The organism is Kitasatospora sp. NPDC001540 (genome assembly GCF_042894345.1).
Classification (GTDB): Bacteria; Actinomycetota; Actinomycetes; order Streptomycetales; family Streptomycetaceae; genus Kitasatospora; species Kitasatospora phosalacinea_C.
In genome coordinates, this window is record NZ_JBIAVO010000048.1 from 22,991 (window position 1) to 42,937 (window position 19,947).

Annotated in this window: 19 protein-coding genes; 4 read left to right on the forward strand and 15 right to left on the reverse strand. The window is 74.0% G+C overall.

The window, feature by feature from the left end; translation table 11 throughout:
* Window positions 1-19: 19 nt before the first annotated feature.
* The 14 genes from ACFY00_RS34655 to ACFY00_RS34720 form a co-directional block, all read right to left on the reverse strand.
* Complete coding sequence (locus ACFY00_RS34655; RefSeq protein ID WP_388037312.1) at window positions 20-2,047, reverse strand: GNAT family N-acetyltransferase; 2,028 nt, start codon at window positions 2,045-2,047, stop codon at window positions 20-22.
* A gap of 47 nt (window positions 2,048-2,094) precedes the next feature.
* Window positions 2,095-2,622: a 3-hydroxyacyl-ACP dehydratase FabZ gene (fabZ, locus tag ACFY00_RS34660; protein WP_388037314.1), complete on the reverse strand. Its 528-nt coding sequence runs from the start codon at window positions 2,620-2,622 to the stop codon at window positions 2,095-2,097.
* A gap of 2 nt (window positions 2,623-2,624) precedes the next feature.
* A complete protein-coding gene (locus ACFY00_RS34665) occupies window positions 2,625-2,915 on the reverse strand; it encodes an acyl carrier protein (protein WP_285738883.1) in 291 nt (96 codons plus the stop codon).
* A 53-nt stretch (window positions 2,916-2,968) separates the two neighbouring features.
* Entirely contained in the window at window positions 2,969-3,721 is a 753-nt protein-coding gene (gene fabG / locus ACFY00_RS34670; RefSeq protein WP_388037317.1) for a 3-oxoacyl-ACP reductase FabG, read from the reverse strand.
* Window positions 3,718-4,749, reverse strand: a complete 1,032-nt coding sequence (gene sbnB / locus ACFY00_RS34675) for a 2,3-diaminopropionate biosynthesis protein SbnB (protein WP_388037319.1) — start codon at window positions 4,747-4,749, stop codon at window positions 3,718-3,720. Before sbnB ends, fabG begins: the two co-directional genes overlap by 4 nt.
* The gene (gene sbnA / locus ACFY00_RS34680) at window positions 4,746-5,801 is read right to left on the reverse strand and encodes a 2,3-diaminopropionate biosynthesis protein SbnA (RefSeq protein WP_388037322.1); all 1,056 of its coding nucleotides are present in this window, start codon (window positions 5,799-5,801) and stop codon (window positions 4,746-4,748) included. The genes sbnB and sbnA overlap by 4 nt, the downstream gene beginning before the upstream one ends.
* Window positions 5,798-8,143, reverse strand: coding sequence for a lantibiotic dehydratase (locus ACFY00_RS34685; protein ID WP_388037324.1), 2,346 nt, complete (start codon window positions 8,141-8,143; stop codon window positions 5,798-5,800). Before ACFY00_RS34685 ends, sbnA begins: the two co-directional genes overlap by 4 nt.
* The gene (locus ACFY00_RS34690; protein ID WP_388037327.1) at window positions 8,140-9,360 is read right to left on the reverse strand and encodes a PLP-dependent aminotransferase family protein; all 1,221 of its coding nucleotides are present in this window, start codon (window positions 9,358-9,360) and stop codon (window positions 8,140-8,142) included. Before ACFY00_RS34690 ends, ACFY00_RS34685 begins: the two co-directional genes overlap by 4 nt.
* Window positions 9,361-9,373: 13 nt before the next feature.
* Complete coding sequence (locus ACFY00_RS34695; protein ID WP_388037329.1) at window positions 9,374-9,616, reverse strand: acyl carrier protein; 243 nt, start codon at window positions 9,614-9,616, stop codon at window positions 9,374-9,376.
* Complete coding sequence (locus tag ACFY00_RS34700) at window positions 9,597-11,126, reverse strand: class I adenylate-forming enzyme family protein (RefSeq protein ID WP_388037332.1); 1,530 nt, start codon at window positions 11,124-11,126, stop codon at window positions 9,597-9,599. The genes ACFY00_RS34695 and ACFY00_RS34700 overlap by 20 nt, the downstream gene beginning before the upstream one ends.
* A complete protein-coding gene (locus ACFY00_RS34705) occupies window positions 11,113-12,060 on the reverse strand; it encodes an ACP S-malonyltransferase (RefSeq protein WP_388037334.1) in 948 nt (315 codons plus the stop codon). Before ACFY00_RS34705 ends, ACFY00_RS34700 begins: the two co-directional genes overlap by 14 nt.
* Window positions 12,061-12,187: 127 nt before the next feature.
* Window positions 12,188-12,982 (reverse strand): ABC transporter permease, encoded by a 795-nt coding sequence (locus ACFY00_RS34710; RefSeq protein WP_388037337.1) that lies wholly within the window; start codon window positions 12,980-12,982, stop codon window positions 12,188-12,190.
* Window positions 12,982-13,974, reverse strand: a complete 993-nt coding sequence (locus ACFY00_RS34715; protein ID WP_388037340.1) for an ABC transporter ATP-binding protein — start codon at window positions 13,972-13,974, stop codon at window positions 12,982-12,984. Before ACFY00_RS34715 ends, ACFY00_RS34710 begins: the two co-directional genes overlap by 1 nt.
* Before the next feature lie 317 nt (window positions 13,975-14,291).
* Window positions 14,292-14,726, reverse strand: a complete 435-nt coding sequence (locus ACFY00_RS34720) for a MarR family winged helix-turn-helix transcriptional regulator (protein ID WP_388037342.1) — start codon at window positions 14,724-14,726, stop codon at window positions 14,292-14,294.
* A 92-nt stretch (window positions 14,727-14,818) separates the two neighbouring features.
* Between ACFY00_RS34720 and ACFY00_RS34725 the strand changes: the two genes are divergently transcribed.
* The 3 genes from ACFY00_RS34725 (at window position 14,819) to ACFY00_RS34735 (ending at window position 17,660) form a co-directional block, all read left to right on the forward strand.
* Window positions 14,819-15,775 (forward strand): zinc-binding alcohol dehydrogenase family protein, encoded by a 957-nt coding sequence (locus tag ACFY00_RS34725; RefSeq protein WP_388037345.1) that lies wholly within the window; start codon window positions 14,819-14,821, stop codon window positions 15,773-15,775.
* Between the two features lie 420 nt (window positions 15,776-16,195).
* Window positions 16,196-16,630 carry a hypothetical protein gene (locus ACFY00_RS34730; RefSeq protein WP_388037346.1) on the forward strand — a complete coding sequence of 145 codons (435 nt, stop codon included), beginning with the start codon at window positions 16,196-16,198 and terminating at the stop codon, window positions 16,628-16,630.
* A 94-nt stretch (window positions 16,631-16,724) separates the two neighbouring features.
* Window positions 16,725-17,660, forward strand: a complete 936-nt coding sequence (locus ACFY00_RS34735; protein WP_388037349.1) for a hypothetical protein — start codon at window positions 16,725-16,727, stop codon at window positions 17,658-17,660.
* A gap of 21 nt (window positions 17,661-17,681) precedes the next feature.
* On the opposite strand, the gene ACFY00_RS34740 is transcribed toward ACFY00_RS34735, so the two are convergent.
* The gene (locus tag ACFY00_RS34740) at window positions 17,682-19,397 is read right to left on the reverse strand and encodes an LCP family protein (RefSeq protein WP_388037351.1); all 1,716 of its coding nucleotides are present in this window, start codon (window positions 19,395-19,397) and stop codon (window positions 17,682-17,684) included.
* 328 nt (window positions 19,398-19,725) lie between these two features.
* On the opposite strand from ACFY00_RS34740, the gene ACFY00_RS34745 reads away from it, so the two are divergent.
* Entirely contained in the window at window positions 19,726-19,947 is a 222-nt protein-coding gene (locus ACFY00_RS34745; RefSeq protein ID WP_388037354.1) for a hypothetical protein, read from the forward strand.

The following is a 19,947-nucleotide window of genomic DNA, read 5'->3' on the forward strand; positions in this document are numbered from 1 at the left end:
GTGTCCTTTCGGGGAGTGGTCAGATCGCGGGTGCGGGGTGGACGGACAGCTGCCAGGCGGCCTCGGGGTCGGCCGAGGCGCAGCCGACCAGCAGTCCGGAGGAGGTGGTGCGCAGGACGAGCTCCCGGGTGCCGACGGGGTCGGCGGGGTCGGCGGGAGCGATGTGCAGCCAGTGGCCGCCGCTGAGCCGGACGGAGGCGGCGGCGGCCCAGACCTGCCGGAAGGCGCCGCTCTCCAGTTCGTGCCGGGTGCCGGCCGTGTCGATCACCACGGTGGTGTCGGCCGGGGTGTCGGGGGTGAGCCACAGGACGGTCTCCTCGTCCGCGCCGGGGGCGCGGACGTCGATCCGGACCGGTTCGGCGGTCCGTTCGGGGGCGGTGACCTCCCAGCTGACGCCCTCCTGCGGGGCGGCCAGGCCGAGCGGGTGCTTCTGCTCCCACTCCGGGGTGGCGACGCCCCAGCCGAGGCCGGTGGCGAGGCTGTGCCGGTGGTGTTCGCGGGTGACCCATGCCCCGGCGCGCCAGCGCGGGTTGCAGCCGAAGGCGCGGGTGCGGGGGGCGGGGCTGCGCAGCACCTTGGTGCCGGCCTCGGTCCAGCCGGTGATCCCGCCGGCCGCCGCCTTGACGGTCACCTTCCGTTGGCCGTCCAGCGGTCGGCCCTGCGTGGCGACGCGGGGAGCGGCCGCCGCGGTGCCGGTGGCGAACTCGGTGCGCAGCCGGGCGGTGCCGTCGGCGTCGGGGACCAGGTGGCGTTCGACCAGGGTGGCGGTGATCAGCCGGACGGGGTGGTCGGCCGGGAGCGCGACCCGGGTGGTGCCGTCGGTCCAGGCGAGCGCGCTGCCCGCCGGGACGGTCCGGGCGGCGGCGACCACCTCGGAGGTGTCGCGGACGCCGATGCCGGTGCCGATCGGGTGCCGTTCGGCGCCGTCGGGGCCGGTCAGGGCGAACTCGCCCTGGCGCAGTCCGACGGTCTGGAAGATCCGGCCGGGCCGGGTGGTGTACGTGAACCGCTGCTCCAGCACGCCCCGGTGGAGCGTGAGGGTGCCGGTGACCAGGTTGCCGTCGGTGCGCTCGGAGACCTCGACGCCGTGCTCGACGGGCCTGACCTCCAGCGTGCGGGCCTGGCCCTCGCGCCAGCCGGCCGAGCGGTCGGCCTCGGCGCTGGGCCAGGTGGAGACGAACACCGGACCGTGGTGGCCCTCGGCGTGCACGGTGAGGGTGCCCTCGGCGGGGTCGAGTTCGGCGGTGAGGCCGTCGTCGCCGAAGCGGTGCGGCGGTCCGCCGGCCGACTCCTCGACCTCGTACGGGGCTTCGGCGATCCGCAGCGGCCGGGTGGCGCCGTCCGGGTCGGTGAGCGTGGCGCCCAGCAGCAGGCCGCGGTCGACGTCGATGTCGGCGGTGAGGGTGAAGCCGCCGAGCGCGAGGGCGTAGCCGACCGTCCGGACGCCGTCCACCAGCCGTACGTCGGAGCGGAGTTCGCCGTCCCGGCCGTGGGTGACGCTGCCGAAGCTGCTGAGCTTGCCGAGTTCCGCCACGGCCTCGGGGCCGAGGTCGTGGAAGACGCCGCGCAGGATCAGCGGGATGTAGTTGTGCAGTTCGACGTTGCCGTCCTCGCCGGGGACGGTCTCGCCGACCGAGACGCAGCCGACCCGCCGGTAGAGCTTGAAGGCGACGGTGTTGGCCGGGTTGACGGTCAGCCGCAGGACGAGGCAGCCGCAGCGCATCATCCACTCGACGGCCTCGGTGAACAGCCGGCCGGTGATGACGCCGTTGCGGTAGGCCGGGGCGACGAAGAACATGTCGGCGATCAGTTCGCCGGCCCGGGCGGAGCGCCGTCCGGTGCTGTGGAACAGCCCGAACGTGCCCACCACCCGGTCGTCCTCGACGGCGACCAGGAACGTCGCGGTGTCGCGCTCGGCGAGTTCGCGTTCCAGTTCGGCGCCGGTGATCCCGCCCGCCACCGGGTTGGGGTTGTCGCGGTGCCGGTTGTAGAGCTCGGCGATGTCGTGCGCGTCGCCCTCCTGGTAGGGGCGGATCGTGATGGACATGGCACACCTCCTTGTCTGTGCTGGGGCGGGTCCTACGGGGGGCGGGGTCAGCCCTTGCGCTCGGTGGTGACGATCAGCGAGCCGGCGGCGGCGAGTTCGGTGCCGACCGAGGCCCGGACCGAGACCGAGCGCAGGCCGCCGAGCCGCTGGCCGAGCTTGGCCTCCAGGGTGAGCTGGTCGCCGGGGACGACCAGCCGGGAGAACTTCATCGAGCTGATCGAGCCGAGGTAGCCGACGCTCGCCGACGGGTCGGCGGGGCCGTCCTGGGCCGGCGGGGCCTCCAGCAGCTCGGCGACGTAGACCACGGCGACCAGCTGGGCCATCGCCTCGACGATCATCACGCCGGGCATGATCGAGTGGTCGGGGTAGTGGCCGGCGAAGAACGGCTCGTTCACCGAGACGCTCTTGACGCCGCGTCCGGAGACGCCGGGGACCACGTCGTAGGCGCGGTCGATCATCAGCATCGGCCAGCGGTGCGGCAGCATCCGCTTGATGTCGTCGGAGGAGTAGGCGAAGGTCTTCGGCTTCTCCCGGACGGCGCCCCGGGCGGGGGCGGCGGCGGTGGCGGGGGTCACGGTCAGACCTCGCGGGCTTCGATGAAGTCGACCAGGGCGTTGACGGAGCCGAAGGCCTCGAAGTCGTCGTCGCTGATCAGCACGTCGTACTCGTTGTTGATCATGACGACGATCTCCAGGGTGTCCAGCGAGTCCATCTCCAGGCCGCGGCCGAACAGCGGCTGGTTGTCGGAGACGACCTCGGCCTCGGCGTCCAGGCCCAGGCGGTCGATGATCATCGACTTGATCTTCAGGTTCCGCTCCAGGCGCTGCTCGGCCTGGGCGCGGACGTCCTCGAAGGTGGCGGTGGACATGGTGGGGGTTCCTCTCGATCGGAATGAATGGAACGTGAGTTCGATTGCGGGGGTCAGCTGTAGAGCATCCCGCCGTCGACGGTGAGCACCTTGGCGGTGATGTACGAGGCCGCCGGACTGGCCAGGAAGACCGCCGCCCGGGCGACCTCCTCCGGCGTGCCCATCCGGCCCAGCGGGATCGCCGCCGCCGCCTCCTTGAGCTGGGCGCGCGGCACCTTCTTCACCATGTCGGTGTCGATGAAGCCCGGCGCGACCACGTTGACCCGGATGTTCTTCGGCGCGCCCTCGTAGGCGAGGGTCTTGGCCATCGCGATCACCCCGCCCTTGGAGGCGGCGTAGTTGGCCTGGCCGACCCGACCGGCGATGCCCGAGGTCGAGGCGATGAAGACGATCGAACCGCCGGAGGCGTACATCTGCTTGGTCGCCTCGCGGGCCGTCAGGAAGGCGCCGGTCAGGTTGGTGGAGATCACCTCCTGCCACTTGGCGGCGCTCATCGCCGCGAAGTGCCCGTCGGCGGTGATGCCCGAGTTGAGGACGGCGACGTCGACCCCGCCCCAGGCGGTGCGGATCTCCTTGTACATCGCGGTGACCTGCGCCTCGTCCGAGACGTCGGCCTTCACCAGCAGGGCGCGCCGGCCCAGGCCCTCGATCTTCTCCGCCAGCTGCTCGGCCTTCCCGGCGCTGGAGCGGTAGTTGAGCGCGACGTCGCAGCCGTGCTCGGCGAGCTGGAGGGCGATCGCGGCGCCGATGCCGCGCGAGGCGCCGGTGACGACGGCCCGGGTGCCCTCGGGGAACAGTCCTGTCACGCCGGGCTCCCGGTGAAGTGCGAGGTGACCTTGTGGGTGCCGGGGTCGAAGCCGTCGACCTCGGTGCCGAGCCCGGCCTTCTCCGCGGCGGTCAGCACCGCCTCGGCGACGGCCAGGTCGAGCACCCCGAGGCCGAACGGGGAGAACACCACGGTGCGGGCGTCGCCCGGCAGTTCGGCGGTGCCGTCGAGCAGCGCGCCGATCTCGGCGGTGACGAAGCGGCGGTGGCCGACCTGCTGCTCGGCCTTGTGCAGCGAGGTCTGCTCGCGGATCGCGTGCTCGGCGTCGTCGACCACGTTGACCGCGCCGAGCACCGACTCCACCGACAGGTCGCGCAGCGACAGGTGCAGCACGACCTGGCCGTGCGGGCGCTGCGGGTGGGCGGCGAGGTCGAGCCAGTACGTGGAGTCGGTGGTGGCGACCGAGACCGTGTCGGCGGTCAGCACCCGGCCCAGCGGGACGGCCCGGAAGGCGATGTGCGGGTACTCGGCGGCGAGTTCGGCGGCGAACACCTCGGCCCGCTCGGGGAAGGCGTCCTGCAGCAGGACGGTCTCCAGGCCCTCGTGCACCTGGGTGAGGAAGTGCACCACCCGGTGGTTGATGGTGCCGCAGCCGACCAGGCCGACGGTGCGCACCTCGCGTCCGGCGTTCAGCAGGCCGGACGCGAGCGCCGCGCCGGCCGCGGTGCGGACCGCGGAGATCTGGCTGCCCTCCATCAGGGCCAGCGGGTAGCCGGACTCCAGGTCGTTCAGGATGCACAGCGAACTGGCCCGCTGCATCCCGCGCTTGACGTTCTCCGGGAAGGACGAGATCCACTTCAGGCCCATCACCGGGGCCGGTCCGCCGAGGTAGGCGGGCAGCGCGATGATCCGCGAGTCGGAGCGGTGCAGCGGGCGCAGGAAGGTCGAGAAGGGAAGGTCGGACTTGCCCTGGCCGTGCAGCACGTAGGCGTCGCGGACCAGGTCGATGACGGCGGGGTCGAGGTCGGTCAGGGCGCTCCTGACGTCCTCCCGCCCGAGGATCCTCATGGCGTGTCTCTCTCTTGCTCGGTGGGCGGCAGGTACTGCCGGAGGTAGGACTCCACCCAGTGGTCGTCGTAGATGGTGTCGAGGTAGCGGTCGCCGCCGTCCGGGAGCACGGCGACGCAGGTGGCGCCGGGTTCGATCCGGGCGGCGGACTGCTGGAGCGCGGCGATCACCGCACCGGAGGAGCCGCCGGCCAGGATCGACTCCTCGGCCAGCAGGCTGCGGCAGCCCCGGATGCACTCGGAGTCGGTCACCTTGACCACCCGGTCGGCCAGGCCGGGCCGCAGCAGCGCGGGGACGACCGCCGCGCCGTGGCCGGGGATGGTCCGCTTGTGGGCGGCCTCCCAGGGCTCCGGCGGACCGAAGATCACGCTGCCGACCGCGTCCACCGCCACCACCCGGGTGGGCAGGCCCTCGGCGCGCACGTACTCGGCGCAGCCGCGCAGGGTGCCGGTGGTGCCGGCCGCCAGGAACAGGTAGTCGGGGGCGGCGGGCAGCGCCTCGACGATCTCCCGCATGGTGTCGTGGTGGGCGCGGGCGTTGTCCTCGTTGGCGTACTGGTTGGGCCACCAGGCGTCGGGGACGGTCTCCAGCAGGTGCCGGACCCGGGCGATCCGGGCCGGCAGGTACTCGCCGGTGGCGGGGTCGCGGTGCTCGACCACCTCCACCTTCGCGCCGTAGGCCCGCATGATGGCGAGGTTCTGCGGGGTGGTGCGCGGGTCGACCACGATGACCAGGCCGAGCCGGTGGAAGTTGCACAGCTGGGCGAGCGCGATGCCCAGGTTCCCGGAGGAGGACTCCACCACGGTGGAGACGCCGGGGACGATCCGGCCGCTGGCGATGGCCCGCTCGACCATCGACCTGGCGGCGCGGTCCTTGATGGAGCCGCCGGGGTTGAACCGCTCGCACTTGGCGTACACCTGGAAGCGGGCGGGCGGGAAGAGGCGGTCCAGCGCCACCAGCGGAGTTCCGCCGATCGTGGCGACGATGTCGGGGTCCGACGGCCGGTGCGGGCGGGCCCGTACCGCGGCGCCGTCGGGGACGAGCACGGTCATTGCGGCACCTCTCGGCTGATCTGGAGCCGAAGCTCGCTGACGTAGCGCTCGCCGTCGGCGTCGGACAGCCAGGACTCCTCGGGGGCCGGCAGCGGCTCGCTGACGGTCACCACGGCGTCCGGGTCGGACCGCACCGCGCGGCGGACGAGGTTGGCGAAGGAGAGCACCAGCACGGGGCTGGTGAAGTCGACCAGGGAGGGCTTGGTCTCCTCGGGGAACTTGACGAAGGCCCGGTCCGGCAGGCCGTTCTCGCTCACCCAGCGGCGCACCGCCAGGTAGTCGCGGTGCCGGTCGGCCTTGGCGGGCAGGTCGACGCCGGTCGGCGGCAGCCGCCAGGTCTCCCGGAACAGCACCAGGCCGTCCAGGGTGACCCGGGGGGCGTGCGGCCGGTCCAGGCCGATCTTGAAGGCGTCGCAGGCGATGATCGAGATCAGGACCGCGAGCAGTTCGGGGAGCGAGCGGGTGCGGCCGTCGGCGGTGGTCGCGGTGACCCGGCCGTCCTGCTCGGCGAGCGTGACGGAGACCGCGGGTTCGATCCGGTCGCGCTGGTCGAACGGGGCCCGGGTGAAGCCGATCAGCCGGTCGCCCGCGCCGATCGGGGCGGGCACCATCCGGCCGCTGTTGCGCTTCCAGCCGACCGGGAGCAGCGGCACCAGGCGTTCGGCGCCGATCACCCGGTTGACCCTGTCGCGGACCGAGCCGTCGGGGCCGGCCGTCCAGTCCAGGAAGGGCAGGTCGAGGGTGGCCAGGCAGGCGTGCATCTCGCCGAGCACCACCAGGTGCTCGCCCGCGTTGACGGCGTCCGCGGAGCGGGCCACCACCTGCAGGTCGGGGCTGTGCACGGCGAGGTGCGGGGAGCGCACCGGGCCGGTGGCGAAGACCTCCCGCACCCGGGCGGCGATCCGGTCGGCGGACAGCTCGACCCGGGTGGCGTCGGCGGGGACCTCGCCGATCACCTCGCGCCACTTCACCGCGAGTTCGCCGACCGCGCGCCGGACGGGGTGGTCGTGCTCGCCCCAGAACAGCGCCAGGGTCTGCGGCCAGACGTCGGCGAGCGTGACGGCCGTACCGGCCGGCTGCTTGGCCGCGGCGGCCCGGACGAATCCGGCCACCTCGGCCTCGACGAGTTCGGCGAGCCGGTTGCCGAACCAGTCGGCGGCGTCGGCGACCAGGGCGAGCGGACGGGCCAGCGCGTCCAGGAAGTCCCGGCCGAGCTCCATCCGGCAGTCCCGCAGCGCGTCCTGGTAGCTCAGGGTGCGCCCCGCGTAGGCCTTGCCCTCCTCGCGGGAGGCGGCCTCGCCGGTGGTGGCGACGAAGTAGGCGTCCAGTGCGTCCAGCGCCTCGACCAGTTGCTCGGCGGTCTCGGCCCGGCCGATCTCCCGCTTGTGGCGGGCGAGTTCGGTGAGCACCGCGTCGTAGCGGACGAACAGGGCGGGGTCGCCGATGCCGTCGACGCGGCGGCGCAGCACCTGCTCGGCGCGGACGTCGACCGGGATGTTGGCGTCCCAGCCGAGGACGCGCCGGCGCAGCAGTCGGCCGAGGGTGCGCTCCACCTTGTCGCGGGCGGTGGCGGCGTCCCAGCCGTGTTCGGCGACCAGCAGCTCGGTGATCCGCTCGGCGTTGCGGTCGCCGTCGGCGAGGCGCAGCAGCTGGGCCTCCTCGGGGCGCAGCCGGAGCACCTTGCGGGTGGGCAGCACCAGCCGGTCGCCGTCCAGGTGGACGTCGGGGCGCAGCACCGGCGGGAACCACCAGCGGGCGCCGGGCTGTTCGGCCATCCAGTCGGCGACGGCCGCGACCGTCCAGTGCTCCAGGGCGGTGTGGGTGGCGGCGACCAGGTCCGGGCCGTGCTCGATCGCCAGGGCGCGGTCGGTGCGGCCGACGCCGATCCAGGCGGCGGGGCCGAAGAAGCCGATGGTGTCGGCCTTGGCGCAGTAGCGCAGCCAGTACATGGCGAGGGTGCGTTCGCGCTGGCGGCGCTTGGTCTCCTTGCCGCCGGGGGCGGCCAGCGAGTCGAGGATCCGGTAGACGGTGCGGTTCTGCCAGGCGATGGCGAGGCGGAGCTTGGGGTCGGTGGCGAGGCGGGCGAGGGCGGCGCCCTCGCGGTCGGCGTCGGCGGCGTAGGCGGCGCGGAACGCGTCCTCGGTGCCGTGGCCGGCGGCGAGCGCGGCGGCGGCGGCCGGGGCGCGGGTGCCGCCGACCAGGTCGAGGCCGGAGACCGGGAACCCGGCGTTGCGGAGCAGTCCGACGCCCCAGACCCGCCAGTCGGTGCCGGCCAGCCGGTGGCGCGGGCCGAGGTCCGCCCAGTCGACGGGGGCGGGCCCGACGGCGGCGGGCGCGGTCATCCGGCCACCTCCGCCAACTCGCGTCCTACCGACGACGGTTCGGTGAGCGACGGTTCGGTGAGCGCGGCGGACAGCCGGCCGACCGCCTCGGCGATCTTCTTGCGGGGCACGTTGCTGAAGCACAGTCGCAGGCCGTGGGCGTGCTCGCCGTCGATCGAGAAGTGCCCGCCGGGGACGACCGAGACGCCGCGGTCGGCGGCGGCCCGCGCGTACGGTCCGGCGTCGGCCCGGTCGCGGTGGCGCAGCCAGAGGTAGAAGCCGCCGCCGGGTCGCTGCCAGTGCCAGGGACTGTCGGCGCCGAGTTCGGCCTCCAGCGCGTCGGCCATCAGGGCGCAGCGCTCGCGGTAGCTGTCCCGGTAGCGGTCGATCAGGGTGTCCCAGCCGGAGCGGGAGTGGTAGGCGGCCAGCGCGCCCTGGGCGAGCGCGGAGGGCGACAGCGAGATGATCTCGGCGACCCGGCCCAGGTCGTGCCGCAGGTGGGCGGGGGCGGCGATCCAGCCGGAGCGCAGGCCGGGCGCGAAGATCTTGGAGAACGTCCCGAGGTAGACCACCCGTTCGGGGTCGAGCGCCTGGAACAGCGTGGTGGTGGTGCCGTCGAAGCCGAGCAGGCCGTACGGGTTGTCCTCGACCAGCAGCAGGTCGAGCTCGCGGCAGGCGGCGAGGACCTCGGCGCGGCGCGGGACGGCGAGGGTGGCGCCGGTCGGGTTCTGGAAGGTCGGGTTGGTGTAGAGCAGTCGGACGGTGCGCCCGGCGGCGCGCAGCTCGGCGACGACTCTTCTGAGTCCGGCCGGGTCGAGGCCCTCGGCGTCCTCCGGTGCGGCGTGCGGGAGCAGGCCGGCGGTGCGGAAGGCGGCGGTGGCGCCGGGGTAGGCGGGGGTCTGGGTGAGGATGGTGTCGCCGGGGGCGCCGAGGGCGAGGGCGACGGCGGTCAGGCCCATCTGGGAGCCGCTGGTGGGGATCAGGTTGTCGGCGTCGGCCCGGCCGCCCTCGCGGCCCATCAGGTCGGCGACGGCGGGGACGAGGGACTTGGCGACGTGCGGGGTGGTGTACTGCAGGGCGAGTCTGCCGCCGAGTCGCACGAGCCGTCCGAGCTGGGCGGATATCTCGTCCAGCGGGAGGACGTCCAGGTCGGGCAGGCCGCCGGCCAGGGAGATCACGTCCGCGCCGCGCTCGAAGAGCTTCGGCAGCTCGGCCGGGGGTCTGGTGTCGGTCCACATGGCTGCCGGCTCCTCAGATCCCGGCCGGGGAGGCGGTGTTGGCGTGCACGTAGCGCAGCAGGCCGGCCGGGGAGGCGAGCGCCGGGTCGGCGAGGGCGTCGGGGTCGACCTCGAAGCCGAACTCCTCCTCGATCGCCATCAGCAGGGCGATGGTGTGCAGGGAGTCGACGCCCAGGTCCACCAGCGGGGTCTCGGAGTCGGTGACCCGCACGGAGCAGGTCCGCTCGACGAGCTGGTCAAACTGCGACTGGTTCATGGCTGCTCCTCAGGGCGGTGGGTTCGGCGGTCTCGGTGACGGCCTCGGCGGCCTCGGCGGCCTCGACCAGGCGCCGGGCGGCGGCGCGGTCGGGCTTGCCGTTGGCGGTGAGCGGTACGGCGGCGATCGGGACGACCCGGTCGGGCATCCGGCTGTGGTCGAGTTCCGTGGCCAGCAGGGCGCGGGCCCGGTCGGCCGGGATGCTGCCGCACACGGCCAGCAGCAGCGGGCCGCCCTCGGGTTCGGGGCGCAGCGCGACGGCGGCGTTGACGCCGGGGATCCGCTCGGCGGCGTCCTCGACCTCGGTGAGGGCGATCCGCACGCCGCGGCGCTTGACGATGTCGTCGTCGCGGCCGACGAAGTAGAGCCGGCCCTCCTCGTCCAGCCAGCCGTTGTCGCCGGTGCGCAGTTCCAGGCCGCCGTCGGGGTGCGGGACGAACCGGTTCTGCTCGGCCATCGGGACGTTCCAGTAGCCGGCCATCACGGTGGCGCCGCGGACGGCGATCTCGCCGGTGCGGCGGGGGCCGAGTTCGGTGCCGTCGGGGGCCAGGATCCGGATCCGGTCGCCGGGGATCGGCGGACCGACCGAGTCGGGGTGGGCCGCGTACTCGGCGGGGTCGAGGATGGAGATCCGCTTGCACTCGGTCATGCCGTACATCGAGGCGAACTCGGAGCCGGGGAACAGTTCCAGCAGCTCGGCGGTGACGGCCCGACCGGGGCGGGCGCCGGTGTTGGTGAACAGCCGGACCTTCGTCGGCCGGTGCGCCCTGCCCTGCAGCAGGGTGAGGATCTGCGCCAGCGAGGGCACCAGCGGGACGACGGTGACGCCGGTGCGTTCGACCAGCTTCAGCAGGCCCATGTCGTCGCTGCGCCGGGCCAGCACCAGGGTGCCGCCGACCAGCGCGGTCATCAGCGCCTGGTAGAGGCCGTAGTCGAAGGAGAGCGGCAGTCGGCACAGCACCACGTCGTCGGCCCGGTAGCCGAGGCAGGCGTGCACCGCGTCGACGGCGGCGAGCATCTGCCGGTGCGGGCAGACCACGCCCTTGGGGCGGCCGGTGGTGCCGGAGGTGTAGATCAGCATCGCCACCGCGTCCTCGTCGACCTCGGCCCGGTACGGGTCCTCGGCGGTGGCGAGGACCTGCTCCCAGGCCCGCTCGACGTCGGTGCTGCGGGCGGCCCGGCGGCCGGCCCCCGGGCGGCAGACCGCGAGGGCGGCGCCGCTGTCGGCGACGACGTGGTCGATCTGCTGGTCGGTCAGTTCGGGGTGGACCGGGACGAAGACGGCGCCGGCCCGCAGGGTGGCCCAGAACAGGGCGAGGAAGGCCCGGTCGTTGCCGCCCGCGTACACCACCCGGTCGCCCGGGGCGATGCCCTGGCCGCGCAGCCAGCCGACGGCGCGGTCCACGGCGGTGCCCAACTGGCGGTAGTCCATCGGGCCCCGGGCGTCGATCAGGGCGGTGTGGGCGGCCCGCTCCGCGCGCGGGTACTCCAGCAGGTCAGACACCGGCATGGGCGGTCGCTCCTCGGCCGGCGGGGGCGGCCAGCCGCTCCCGGACCCGGGTGACGTCCCGGGAGGTGGTGACGGAAAGGACGTCCAGCTCGGGGTGCTGGCGCTTGAGGATGCCCGCGAGCGTCTTGGCGGGCGGCAGCGACACGGTCAGTTGCGGTGCCACCGAGGCGAGCTGGGTCAGGCAGTGGTCCCAGCGGACCGGACCGACCAGCTGCCCGACCAACCGCCGGCGGATCTCCGCCGGGTCGTCGACGGACGCACCGTCGGCGTTGGAGAGCAGCAGCTGGTTCGGCGCGGCGAAGGGCACCAGGGCGGCGGCCTCCTCGAAGGCCTGCCGGGCCGACTCCATGTACGGGGTGTGGAAGGCGCCGGCGACGGCGAGCCGCTTGACCGTGGCGCCGGTCGGCGGGGCGGCCACGAGCTGGTCGAGGGCGTCGACCAGGCCGGCCGCGACGATCTGGCCGGGGCCGTTGAAGGTCGCCGGGAAGAGGCCCAACTCACCTATTCGGTCCAGGACTTCGCTCTGGTCGCCGCCGACCACGGCGGCCATCGAGGTGGGTGCCTCGGTGCAGGCCACCGCCATCGCCCGGCCGCGGACGGCGGCGAGGCGGACGGCGTCGGCGGGGCTCAGCACCCCGGCGTACGCGGCGGCGGTGAGCTCGCCGACCGAGTGGCCGGCGGCGACCGCGCCGCCGTCCGGGACGGCGTCGTGCAGGGCGTGGTGGGCGAGCAGTCCGGCGGCCACCAGCAGCGGCTGGGTGTGCTCGGTGCGGGCGATCTCGGCGGCCGGGGCCCTGGTGCCGAGGTGGACCAGGTCGGTGTCGGCGGCCTCGGACCAGGCCCGCACCCGCTCGGCGGTGGCCGGGTCGCGCAGCCAGGCGGCCAGCAGGCCCGGGGTCTGGGACCCCTGTCCCGGCGCGATGAATGCGAACATGTGTTCTAACCCCCTTTCGGGTGGGGCCCGCGCCCGAGGAGGCGGGCGCCGGACGGCGGTGTGCTCGGGAAGGCGTACTCGGGAAGACGTACTCGGGAAGGCGTGCCCGGGAGTTCGGGTTCCGGCGCTACGGGCGGCCGGTGGACTTGCGGAAGCGGCGGACCGCCAGGAACGAGAAGCCGGCGAACCAGGCCAGCAGGTTGAACACCGCGCCGGCCACGCTGGAGTGCTCCCCGTGGAAGGAGAAGCCGTCGTTCAGCGGGTACCGGGCAAGCGTCGCCACCCCGTACATCGGGGTGTAGCGGGAGACCTCCAGCATGGTGCCGCTCAGCGGGATGAACAGGTTGCCCAGGAAGGCCAGCGCGGTCATCACCAGGCCCGGCATGTGCATCACCACGTCGGGCTTCATCGCCAGGCCCATCCCGATGCCGAGCGCGGCGAACACCGCCGAGCCGACCCAGGCCACCAGCAGCGACACCAGCCAGACCTCCGGGTCGGCGTGCGCGCCGGTCAGCGAACCCAGCACGCCGACGATCGCCACCGGCACGCCCGCCATCAGCACCGAGCACAGCACCTTGACCAGCAGGTAGCCGGGCGGGGTGAGCGGACTCATCGCGACGGTCCGCATCCACCCGACCGACTTCTCCACCGAGATGGTGGCGGCCGAGCTGACCGCGGCGGTGGCCGCGCCGTACACCGCCTGGCCGATCATCATCCAGGCCGCGAAGTTCCCGTGCGGCAGGCTCGCCCCGCCGGACGGGGCGGTGCGGAACAGCGCCAGGTACAGCACCGCGGGCAGCAGCACCGTGAAGATCGTGGTCTGGCGGTTGAAGCGCCGGCGCAGCTCGTACCGGACGAAGGTCGGGTTCACCCCGTTGAAGACCGAGGTGCGGGCGGCGGCGGGCGCCGAGACGGCGGCCATCAGGCGTTCTCCTTCACGAGGGCGGGCGTCGTGGTGCGCGCCTCGCGGGCGGCACGGGCGTTCTCGGTGATGGCGAGGAACGCCTCCTCCAGGCTGCGCGGCGCGACCTCGACCTCGCGGGCCCGGGTCTCGGCGACCAGCACCCGCAGCAGCGCGTCCGAGTCGGCGCAGGTGAAGTAGGTGCGCTCGCCGCGCACGGTGGTGGAGCGCACCCCGGGCGTCCGGGCGACCAGTTCGGCCTCGTACGGGCTGATCAGCGCCGAGACGGTCCGGCCGCTGATCGCCGCGCGGATCGAGGAGGCCGAGCCGTCGGCCACCACCGCGCCCTTGTCGATCATCACCACCCGGTCGGCGAACTGGTCCGCCTCCTCCATGTAGTGGGTGGCGAACATGACGGTGGTGCCGCGCGCCGCGTCGTCCCGGACGGCCGCCCAGAAGTCCCGCCGCGCCACCACGTCCATGCCGGCCGTCGGCTCGTCCAGCACCAGGAAGTCCGGCTTCGACAGCAGCGCCAGCGCGAACCGCAGCCGCTGCTGCTCACCGCCCGAACAGGCCGCCACCCGGCGGTCGCGCAGTCCGGTGACGCCGGCCCGGTCCATGCAGCGCTCCGGGTCGGCACCCGGGTGCAGCGAGGCCAGCATCCGCACCGTCGCCTCGACCGTGAGGTCCGGCAGCAGCCCGCCGGACTGCAGCACCGCCGCCACCCGGCCGGTCCGCACGGCCCGCTCCGGGTCCGTCCCGAACAGCCGCACCTCGCCCTCGTCCGGACGCGTCAGGCCGAGCAGCATGTCGATCGAGGTGGTCTTGCCCGCGCCGTTCGGCCCGAGGAACGCCACCACCTCTCCCCGCCGGATCCGCAGATCCAGCCCGTCCACCGCGGTGAACACCTCACCCTTCGCGTTGCCGAACCGCTTGACCACACCGGTCAGTTCGGCCGCCAGGGGTTCGGACGCCGTCCCCCTCGACGCCGTTCGCTCCTGATATTCCGTCATCATCCGAGTCCTCACGCTCCGGCGGGATCCCGCCTGCTGTGAGCACCACTCTCCCGGCCGCCCCTATCCCCCCGAACCGCCCCGCCTATCGGCCCCCTATCCCCCGCCCCGGCACGCCGATGGCGGCGCTCCGGGGGCGAGGACCGGGTCGGCGCCCGCTCATCCGCGCGCCCGCGGCCCGCCGTCGGCCCGACCCGCGCCGCCCGGCTCGCCGTCCTCGCCGATCCGGTCCTCGTCACCGAAGAACCCGTCCGCCTCTGCGCGCATCCGTGCGGCGTCACTCGCCGGGGCGCCGCGCCACGCCCGTTCGGGGCGGCTCAGCGGTCGGTGACCAGCTTGCGGACCAGGGCGGTCAGCTGGTCGCGCTCGGCCGGGGTGAGGGGGGCGGTGAGGTCGGCGTTGGCCCGCTCGCCGAGGCGTTCGGCCTCGCGGAGGAGGGTGCGCCCGTCCGGGGAGAGGGTGATCAGGTTCTTGCGGGCGTCGCGGGGGTCGCGTTCACGGGTGACCAGGGCGCGGGACTGCAGTTCGTTGAGGGCGGCGACCATGTCCTTGGGGTCGATCCGGACGGTGCGGGACAGCTCGGCCTGGGCCAGCGGGCCGTGCTCGGCGAGGGCGCAGAGCACCGCGTGGTGGCCCATCCGCAGGCCCGCCTCGGCGAGGCGTTCGGCGACCAGGCGGTGGGCGAGGGCGCCGGCCCGGCCGAGCAGCCAACTGGGCAGGGACTGGAGGCGGGTGAGTGCGGGGTCGTCCATGGCCGGAAGCCTACCTCCGAAAACGTTGGACACTCCAATGAATCCGAGGCTATCGTTGGAGCTCCCAACGACCTTCCGAAGGACCTTGTGCCATGCGCGAGTTCACCCTGCACAGCTACGACGGCCCGGCCGGACTCCGGCTGCAGGACAGCCCCGAGCCCACCCCCGGCCCCGGCGAACTCCTGGTCCGGGCCGAGGCCGCCGGGCTCACCCCGCCCCTGCTGCGCACCCTGCGCGGCCACGGCCGGGCCCCGCTGCCGCACTCCCCCGGCGGCGACCTGGTCGGCCGGGTGCTCGCGGTCGGCGAGGGCGTCACCGGCCACCGGCCCGGCGACCGGGTCGGCGGAGTCGCCTTCTCCGGGGTCTACGCCGAACTCGCCCTGGTGCGGCCCGAGTTCGTCACGCCCGTGGCCGAGGACGTACCCGCCGCCGAGGCGCTCGCGGTGGTCCGCAGCGGCCTGGTCGCCCTCGCCGCCCTGCGCACCGGCGCCCTCGCCCCCGGCGAGTCCGTGCTGATCACCTCGGCCGCGGGCGGTGTCGGCCACCTCGCCGTCCAACTCGCCCGCGCCCTGGGCGCGGAGCGCGTGGTGGCCGCCGTCGGCTCCGCCGCCAAGGCCGGGTTCCTGCACGACCTGGGCGCCACCGAGGTGGTCACCTACGACCGGCTCGCCGACAGCGACGTCCTCGACGACCTCGAACCCGTCGACCTGCTGATCGACAACGCGGGCGGCGGGACGTTGGCCGCCGCCCACGCCGCACTCGCCCCGTTCGGCCGCCTGGTCGTCAACAGCGGCGCCGGGGGCACCCTCGACGCGGGCGCCCTGCTCCGCGGCGCCCACACCGCCACCGGCCTCGCGATGGCCCGACTCTCGCGCCACCGGCCCGACTTCGTCGCCGACTGCCGCACCGAACTCTGGCACCGCCTCGCCACCGGCACCCTCCGGCCCGTCTGCACCACGCTCCCGTTCACCCGGCTCCCGGAGGCCGTCGCCCTGATGGAGCGCCGCGAGAACCTCGGCAAGCTCGCCCTGCTGCCCGAACTCGGCTGACCACCGGCGCAGTTGCCGACCAGCGCCGCCAGGACGGCAGCCGGTGCGAACGCGGCGGCCCGCACCGCACCGTCGACCCCGGCACATCCGGGCCGACCGGCGAGAACGCGCCATGTCCCGTGACCGCCGTCCCCGGAGTACGGGCGCGACCGGCCGAAGGGCGCCCGGACGAACGGCGACGCGGCACGGCAGGTCGGGAACGAACCACCTCAACGAGACAATTGACACGAATTGGCCGCCAATGGGCCCAAAGAAATTCAGAGCCGCCGTCACCACACTTCGCCAGAACACGACTTGACGGGAGATAAGTCGTTGACGTCGCGTCTCCCGCGCCCCGAAACTCTGTGCGAACTTCCCGATCACGGCCCCGGCCCTCCGCACGGCAAGGCCCTTTCCACCTCGACCACCAAGGAATTCCCAGTGAAGATCCGCAGCAGGATTGCCGTCGGCGTCCTCTCCGTAGCCGCGCTCGGCCTCGGCCTGGTCTCCGCGTCGCCCGCGGCCGCGTCCAGCGGCTACTGCGCCAACACGTACGACGCCTGCCTCTTCTACAGCCCCGGCTACGCCGGAGGGTACTTCGGCGACGGTGAGGGCACCACCAAGGGCTACGAGACCTATCAGTACAGCTCGACCTACACCTTCGGCGGCGGCGGCGCCGGGAGCGGCCAGTACGTCCGGAACAACGCGGCGTCGGTCTTCAACTACAACATCAACGACAGCCTGACGATCTACTACAGCCCCGGCGGCTACGGCGTCAGCCAGTTCTTCAGGCCCAACACCGGCGGCAACCTGATCTCGGCGCTCCGGAACAACAACGCCTCGCAGTGCTTCGACACCTTCGACATCTGCCGCTGACCGCCCTGCCGGTGCTCTTGCCGCCCGCGGCACCGCACGGCAGGAGGTGCGGTGCCGCGACCCCTTGCGAAATAAGGCCCAGACCATGCCGCACGTGAGACCGACCCGACCGCTCGGCGCATCAGTGACGGCCGCGGCGGTGATGCTGGTCGGCTCGGCCGCGGGGTGCGCGGCGCCCGGCCCCGGGCCGACCCCGCACGCGCCCTTGCCGACCAGTGCGGCGCCCACCGCGGCGGGCCCGGACGGCCGGATCCTCCCGATCGCCCGGTACCTGATCAGCCCGGACGAGGACCGGCGCATCCAGGCCGCGCGTGCGGCGCTGATCGCGTCCTGCGTGAAGCGGTTCGGACTCGACTACTCACCGGCGAAGACCTCGGAGAAGCCGGATCCGATGGCTCGACGCTACGACCTGACGGACGCCCGGAGCGCGGCCGCCCGGGGCTACCACCGGGAGGGGGACCCGGTTGCGGGAGGGACGGGGCCGTCGCCCCGGGAGCTCCCGCCGGACGTGCAGGCGGTCCTCGGGAACGGACGGGCGGCCCCGGGAGGTCCGTCGGCCGCCCCGCGGCCGTCGACCACTGCGGTCAACGGCACAGCCGTCCCCGAGGGCGGGTGCTTCGGCGAGGCGGACGACGCGCTCACGGCAGGCGGCGGGGTGATCCAGGACCAGCCGCTCGCGGACGAGATCAACGGGCGCGACTACGAGAAGTCCCTGGCCGACAGCCGGGTCCGGGACGTCTTCCGCCGCTGGTCGGAGTGCATGGGGAAGAAGGGCCACCCGTACGGCACCCCGATCGATGCGGTGAGCGACGAGCGGTGGCGCACGGCCTCGCCGAGCGAGGTCGAGATCGCCACCGCCACGGCCGACGTCGACTGCAAGCAGCAGACCGACCTGGTCGGTGTGTGGTTCACGGTGGAATCGGAGTACCAATCCGCCGACGTCCGATCGAATTCCGCAGCCCTTCAGCGGATCAGGAAGGCGATCGACGTCGCCCTCGCCAACGCGGACAAGGTCGCCGCGGCGAAATGACGGTTCCCCTCGAGGGCGCGGTCAGGGCGCCGAGTCGGGGACGCCCTTGCTGCGGTCGTACGCCTGGACCGGGGTCATGCCGCCCCAGTCGGGGAGGGAGACCGTCTTCTCGTGGCCGACCCTGGCGCAGCCGCTGGTGTCGTCGGCGGTGCTGACGTCGGCGCCCTTCAGGGCGGCCGCGGGGTCGGCGGCGGCGGTGGAGGAGGCGGTGCCCCCGGCGGCGGCCGGGTAGCTGGTGCCGGTGGTCCAGTCGGTGCCGATCCACAGCTCGACGGAGGGGCCGTCGCCCGCCCGTACGGCGCTCGCGGGCAGGCCGAGCGCCGCCGCGACCTGCTGGGCGGCGGCCTCCTTGCCCGCCGGGTAGGTCACCGCGCTGTGCGCGGCGGTGACCTTCTGGCCGGCGGCGGTGCCCTTGGCGAAGCCCGCCTGCTGGAGCGCCTCGGCGAGCGCGGTGGCGCGGCCGGTGACGCCGGTTCCGTTGCGCACCACGACGGTGATGCCGCTGCGGGCCGGGCCGTTCGCCGCCGGGGGCGTCGACGGGGCGGCGGGGGCGGAGGCGGGATCGGCCGGAGCGGACGGGGCGGTGGACGGCGCGGCGGGGGCGGGGTCGCCGGTGAGCGGCCGGTCGTCCTTGATCATCCGGAACAGGTCGGTCGCGCCCGGGCCGATCAGCCGCCGGTTGTCGTCCGCCGGGTCGTGGATGACCTGCATGGTGGTGAAGGTGATCCGCTCGGAGGGCACCTTGCTGATGTCCTGGCCGAGGCCGACCAGCTTGGTGACGCCGTCCAGCCCGGGGTCGACGGTGAGCGCCCTGGTGGCCGCGTCGGCGAGCGAGAGCAGCTCGGCCGGGTTGGTGAGCGTCCCGGCGCTCTTCAACTGGCGGACCATCGAGCCGAGGAACAGGTGCTGGGCGGTGGAGCGGCCGGTGTCGGTGCCGTCGCCGAAGCCGTGCCTGGTCCGGACGAACTGCAGCGCCGCCATGCCCTGCAGGGTGTGCTCGCCCTTGGACAGCTTGAGGTGCGACTGCGGGTCGTACACGTTGTCGGTGACGCACACCGGGACGCCGCCCACCGCGTCCGACATCTTGATCACGCCGCTGAAGTCGACCTGCACGAAGTGGTCGATCGGCAGGTCGGTGAGCTTGCGCACCGCCGCCACGGTGCAGCCGGGGCCGCCCTGCAGGGTGGAGTTGATCAGGCCGCGCTGGGCCTTGAACACGGACTTGCCGGTCTTGGGGTCCTTGCAGCCCGGCAGGTCGGTCCTCAGGTCGCGCGGGATGCTCATCACGGTCGCGTTGGTGCGGTCCGCGGAGACGTGCAGCAGCAGGTTGACGTCGGCGTTGGCGCCGTCGCCGCAGTCGGCGCCGCCGATGTTGCAGTCCTCCGGGTTCGCGCGCGAGTCGGAGCCGATCACCAGCACGTTGATGGGGGTGCGGCCGAAGGCGTCCGGCACCTCCTTCCCGGCGTCGCCGTCCTCGCCCGTGTACAGCGGCGCCTGGTGGATGTTGGCGTTGAGCCGGTAGTACAGGTAGCCGCCGGTGGCGGCGGTCAGCACCACCACCCCGGCCACCCCGTACACCAGCCCCCGCTGCCAACGCCGCATCCGGCGCCTGCCGCGCCGCCCCTGCTGCCGGGCGGCCGCCCGCCGGGCCTCCGCCCGACCGCCCGCCCGCTGCCCGGGCAGCGGGCCCCCGGCCCCGTCCTCCGCCGGCTGGGCGGTCTCGGCCTGTCCGCGCATCACATCGCACCCCCGTGGCCCGGCCGCTCCGGGCTGTCACCCCTATAGATGCACGACTGCCCGCAGGTGTTGCACCGAAGTTCGCACAGGTGTCCGGCGCCACTGCCCGACGGGGCCGGAGCCGACGCCGTCCGGGCTCCTCCGGGGAGCCGAGGGCCGTCGGGCGCTCCCGCCGGGACGCACAGGGGTAACCTGCGCAGTTGTGAGGCAAGGTCATACCGGCGCACCCGCAGCCGATCGCGCCCGATCCGGGTCCGGACGGGCCTGCGGAACGGCCCCGGCGGTCCACCGGGACGCGCTGCGGGCGGGCCGGACGCCGCGCGACCGGGTGCCGCCCTGCCCGCGCGACCTGCTCGCATCGACCCGGGGCGGGCGGCGGCGCACCGCCCACCGGCGCACCGCGCACACGCACCGGCCGACGACGCCGCCCACTGAGCAGGTCACCGCGGCCGGTGCCGAGGTGCGCACCCGGGCGGAGATCGTCGAACGGCCGGTCGGCCAGGAGGTCCGGATCGACGTGGCCGCCCCCGTCCCGGAGCCGGTCGGCTGA

What these genes read in the sequence shown, in the direction of transcription:
- ACFY00_RS34665 (WP_285738883.1), bottom strand. Translation starts at nt 2,915, where the DNA reads ATGTCCACCGCCACCTTCGAGGACGTCCGCGCCCAGGCCGAGCAGCGC.
- ACFY00_RS34695 (WP_388037329.1), bottom strand. Translation starts at nt 9,616, where the DNA reads ATGAACCAGTCGCAGTTTGACCAGCTCGTCGAGCGGACCTGCTCCGTG.
- ACFY00_RS34700 (WP_388037332.1), bottom strand. Translation starts at nt 11,126, where the DNA reads ATGCCGGTGTCTGACCTGCTGGAGTACCCGCGCGCGGAGCGGGCCGCC.
- ACFY00_RS34725 (WP_388037345.1), top strand. Translation starts at nt 14,819, where the DNA reads ATGCGCGAGTTCACCCTGCACAGCTACGACGGCCCGGCCGGACTCCGG.
- ACFY00_RS34705 (WP_388037334.1), bottom strand. Translation starts at nt 12,060, where the DNA reads ATGTTCGCATTCATCGCGCCGGGACAGGGGTCCCAGACCCCGGGCCTG.
- ACFY00_RS34655 (WP_388037312.1), bottom strand. Translation starts at nt 2,047, where the DNA reads ATGTCCATCACGATCCGCCCCTACCAGGAGGGCGACGCGCACGACATC.
- ACFY00_RS34710 (WP_388037337.1), bottom strand. Translation starts at nt 12,982, where the DNA reads ATGGCCGCCGTCTCGGCGCCCGCCGCCGCCCGCACCTCGGTCTTCAAC.
- ACFY00_RS34685 (WP_388037324.1), bottom strand. Translation starts at nt 8,143, where the DNA reads ATGACCGCGCCCGCCGCCGTCGGGCCCGCCCCCGTCGACTGGGCGGAC.
- ACFY00_RS34690 (WP_388037327.1), bottom strand. Translation starts at nt 9,360, where the DNA reads ATGTGGACCGACACCAGACCCCCGGCCGAGCTGCCGAAGCTCTTCGAG.
- ACFY00_RS34720 (WP_388037342.1), bottom strand. Translation starts at nt 14,726, where the DNA reads ATGGACGACCCCGCACTCACCCGCCTCCAGTCCCTGCCCAGTTGGCTG.
- sbnA (WP_388037322.1), bottom strand. Translation starts at nt 5,801, where the DNA reads ATGACCGTGCTCGTCCCCGACGGCGCCGCGGTACGGGCCCGCCCGCAC.
- ACFY00_RS34715 (WP_388037340.1), bottom strand. Translation starts at nt 13,974, where the DNA reads ATGACGGAATATCAGGAGCGAACGGCGTCGAGGGGGACGGCGTCCGAA.
- ACFY00_RS34740 (WP_388037351.1), bottom strand. Translation starts at nt 19,397, where the DNA reads ATGCGCGGACAGGCCGAGACCGCCCAGCCGGCGGAGGACGGGGCCGGG.
- sbnB (WP_388037319.1), bottom strand. Translation starts at nt 4,749, where the DNA reads ATGAGGATCCTCGGGCGGGAGGACGTCAGGAGCGCCCTGACCGACCTC.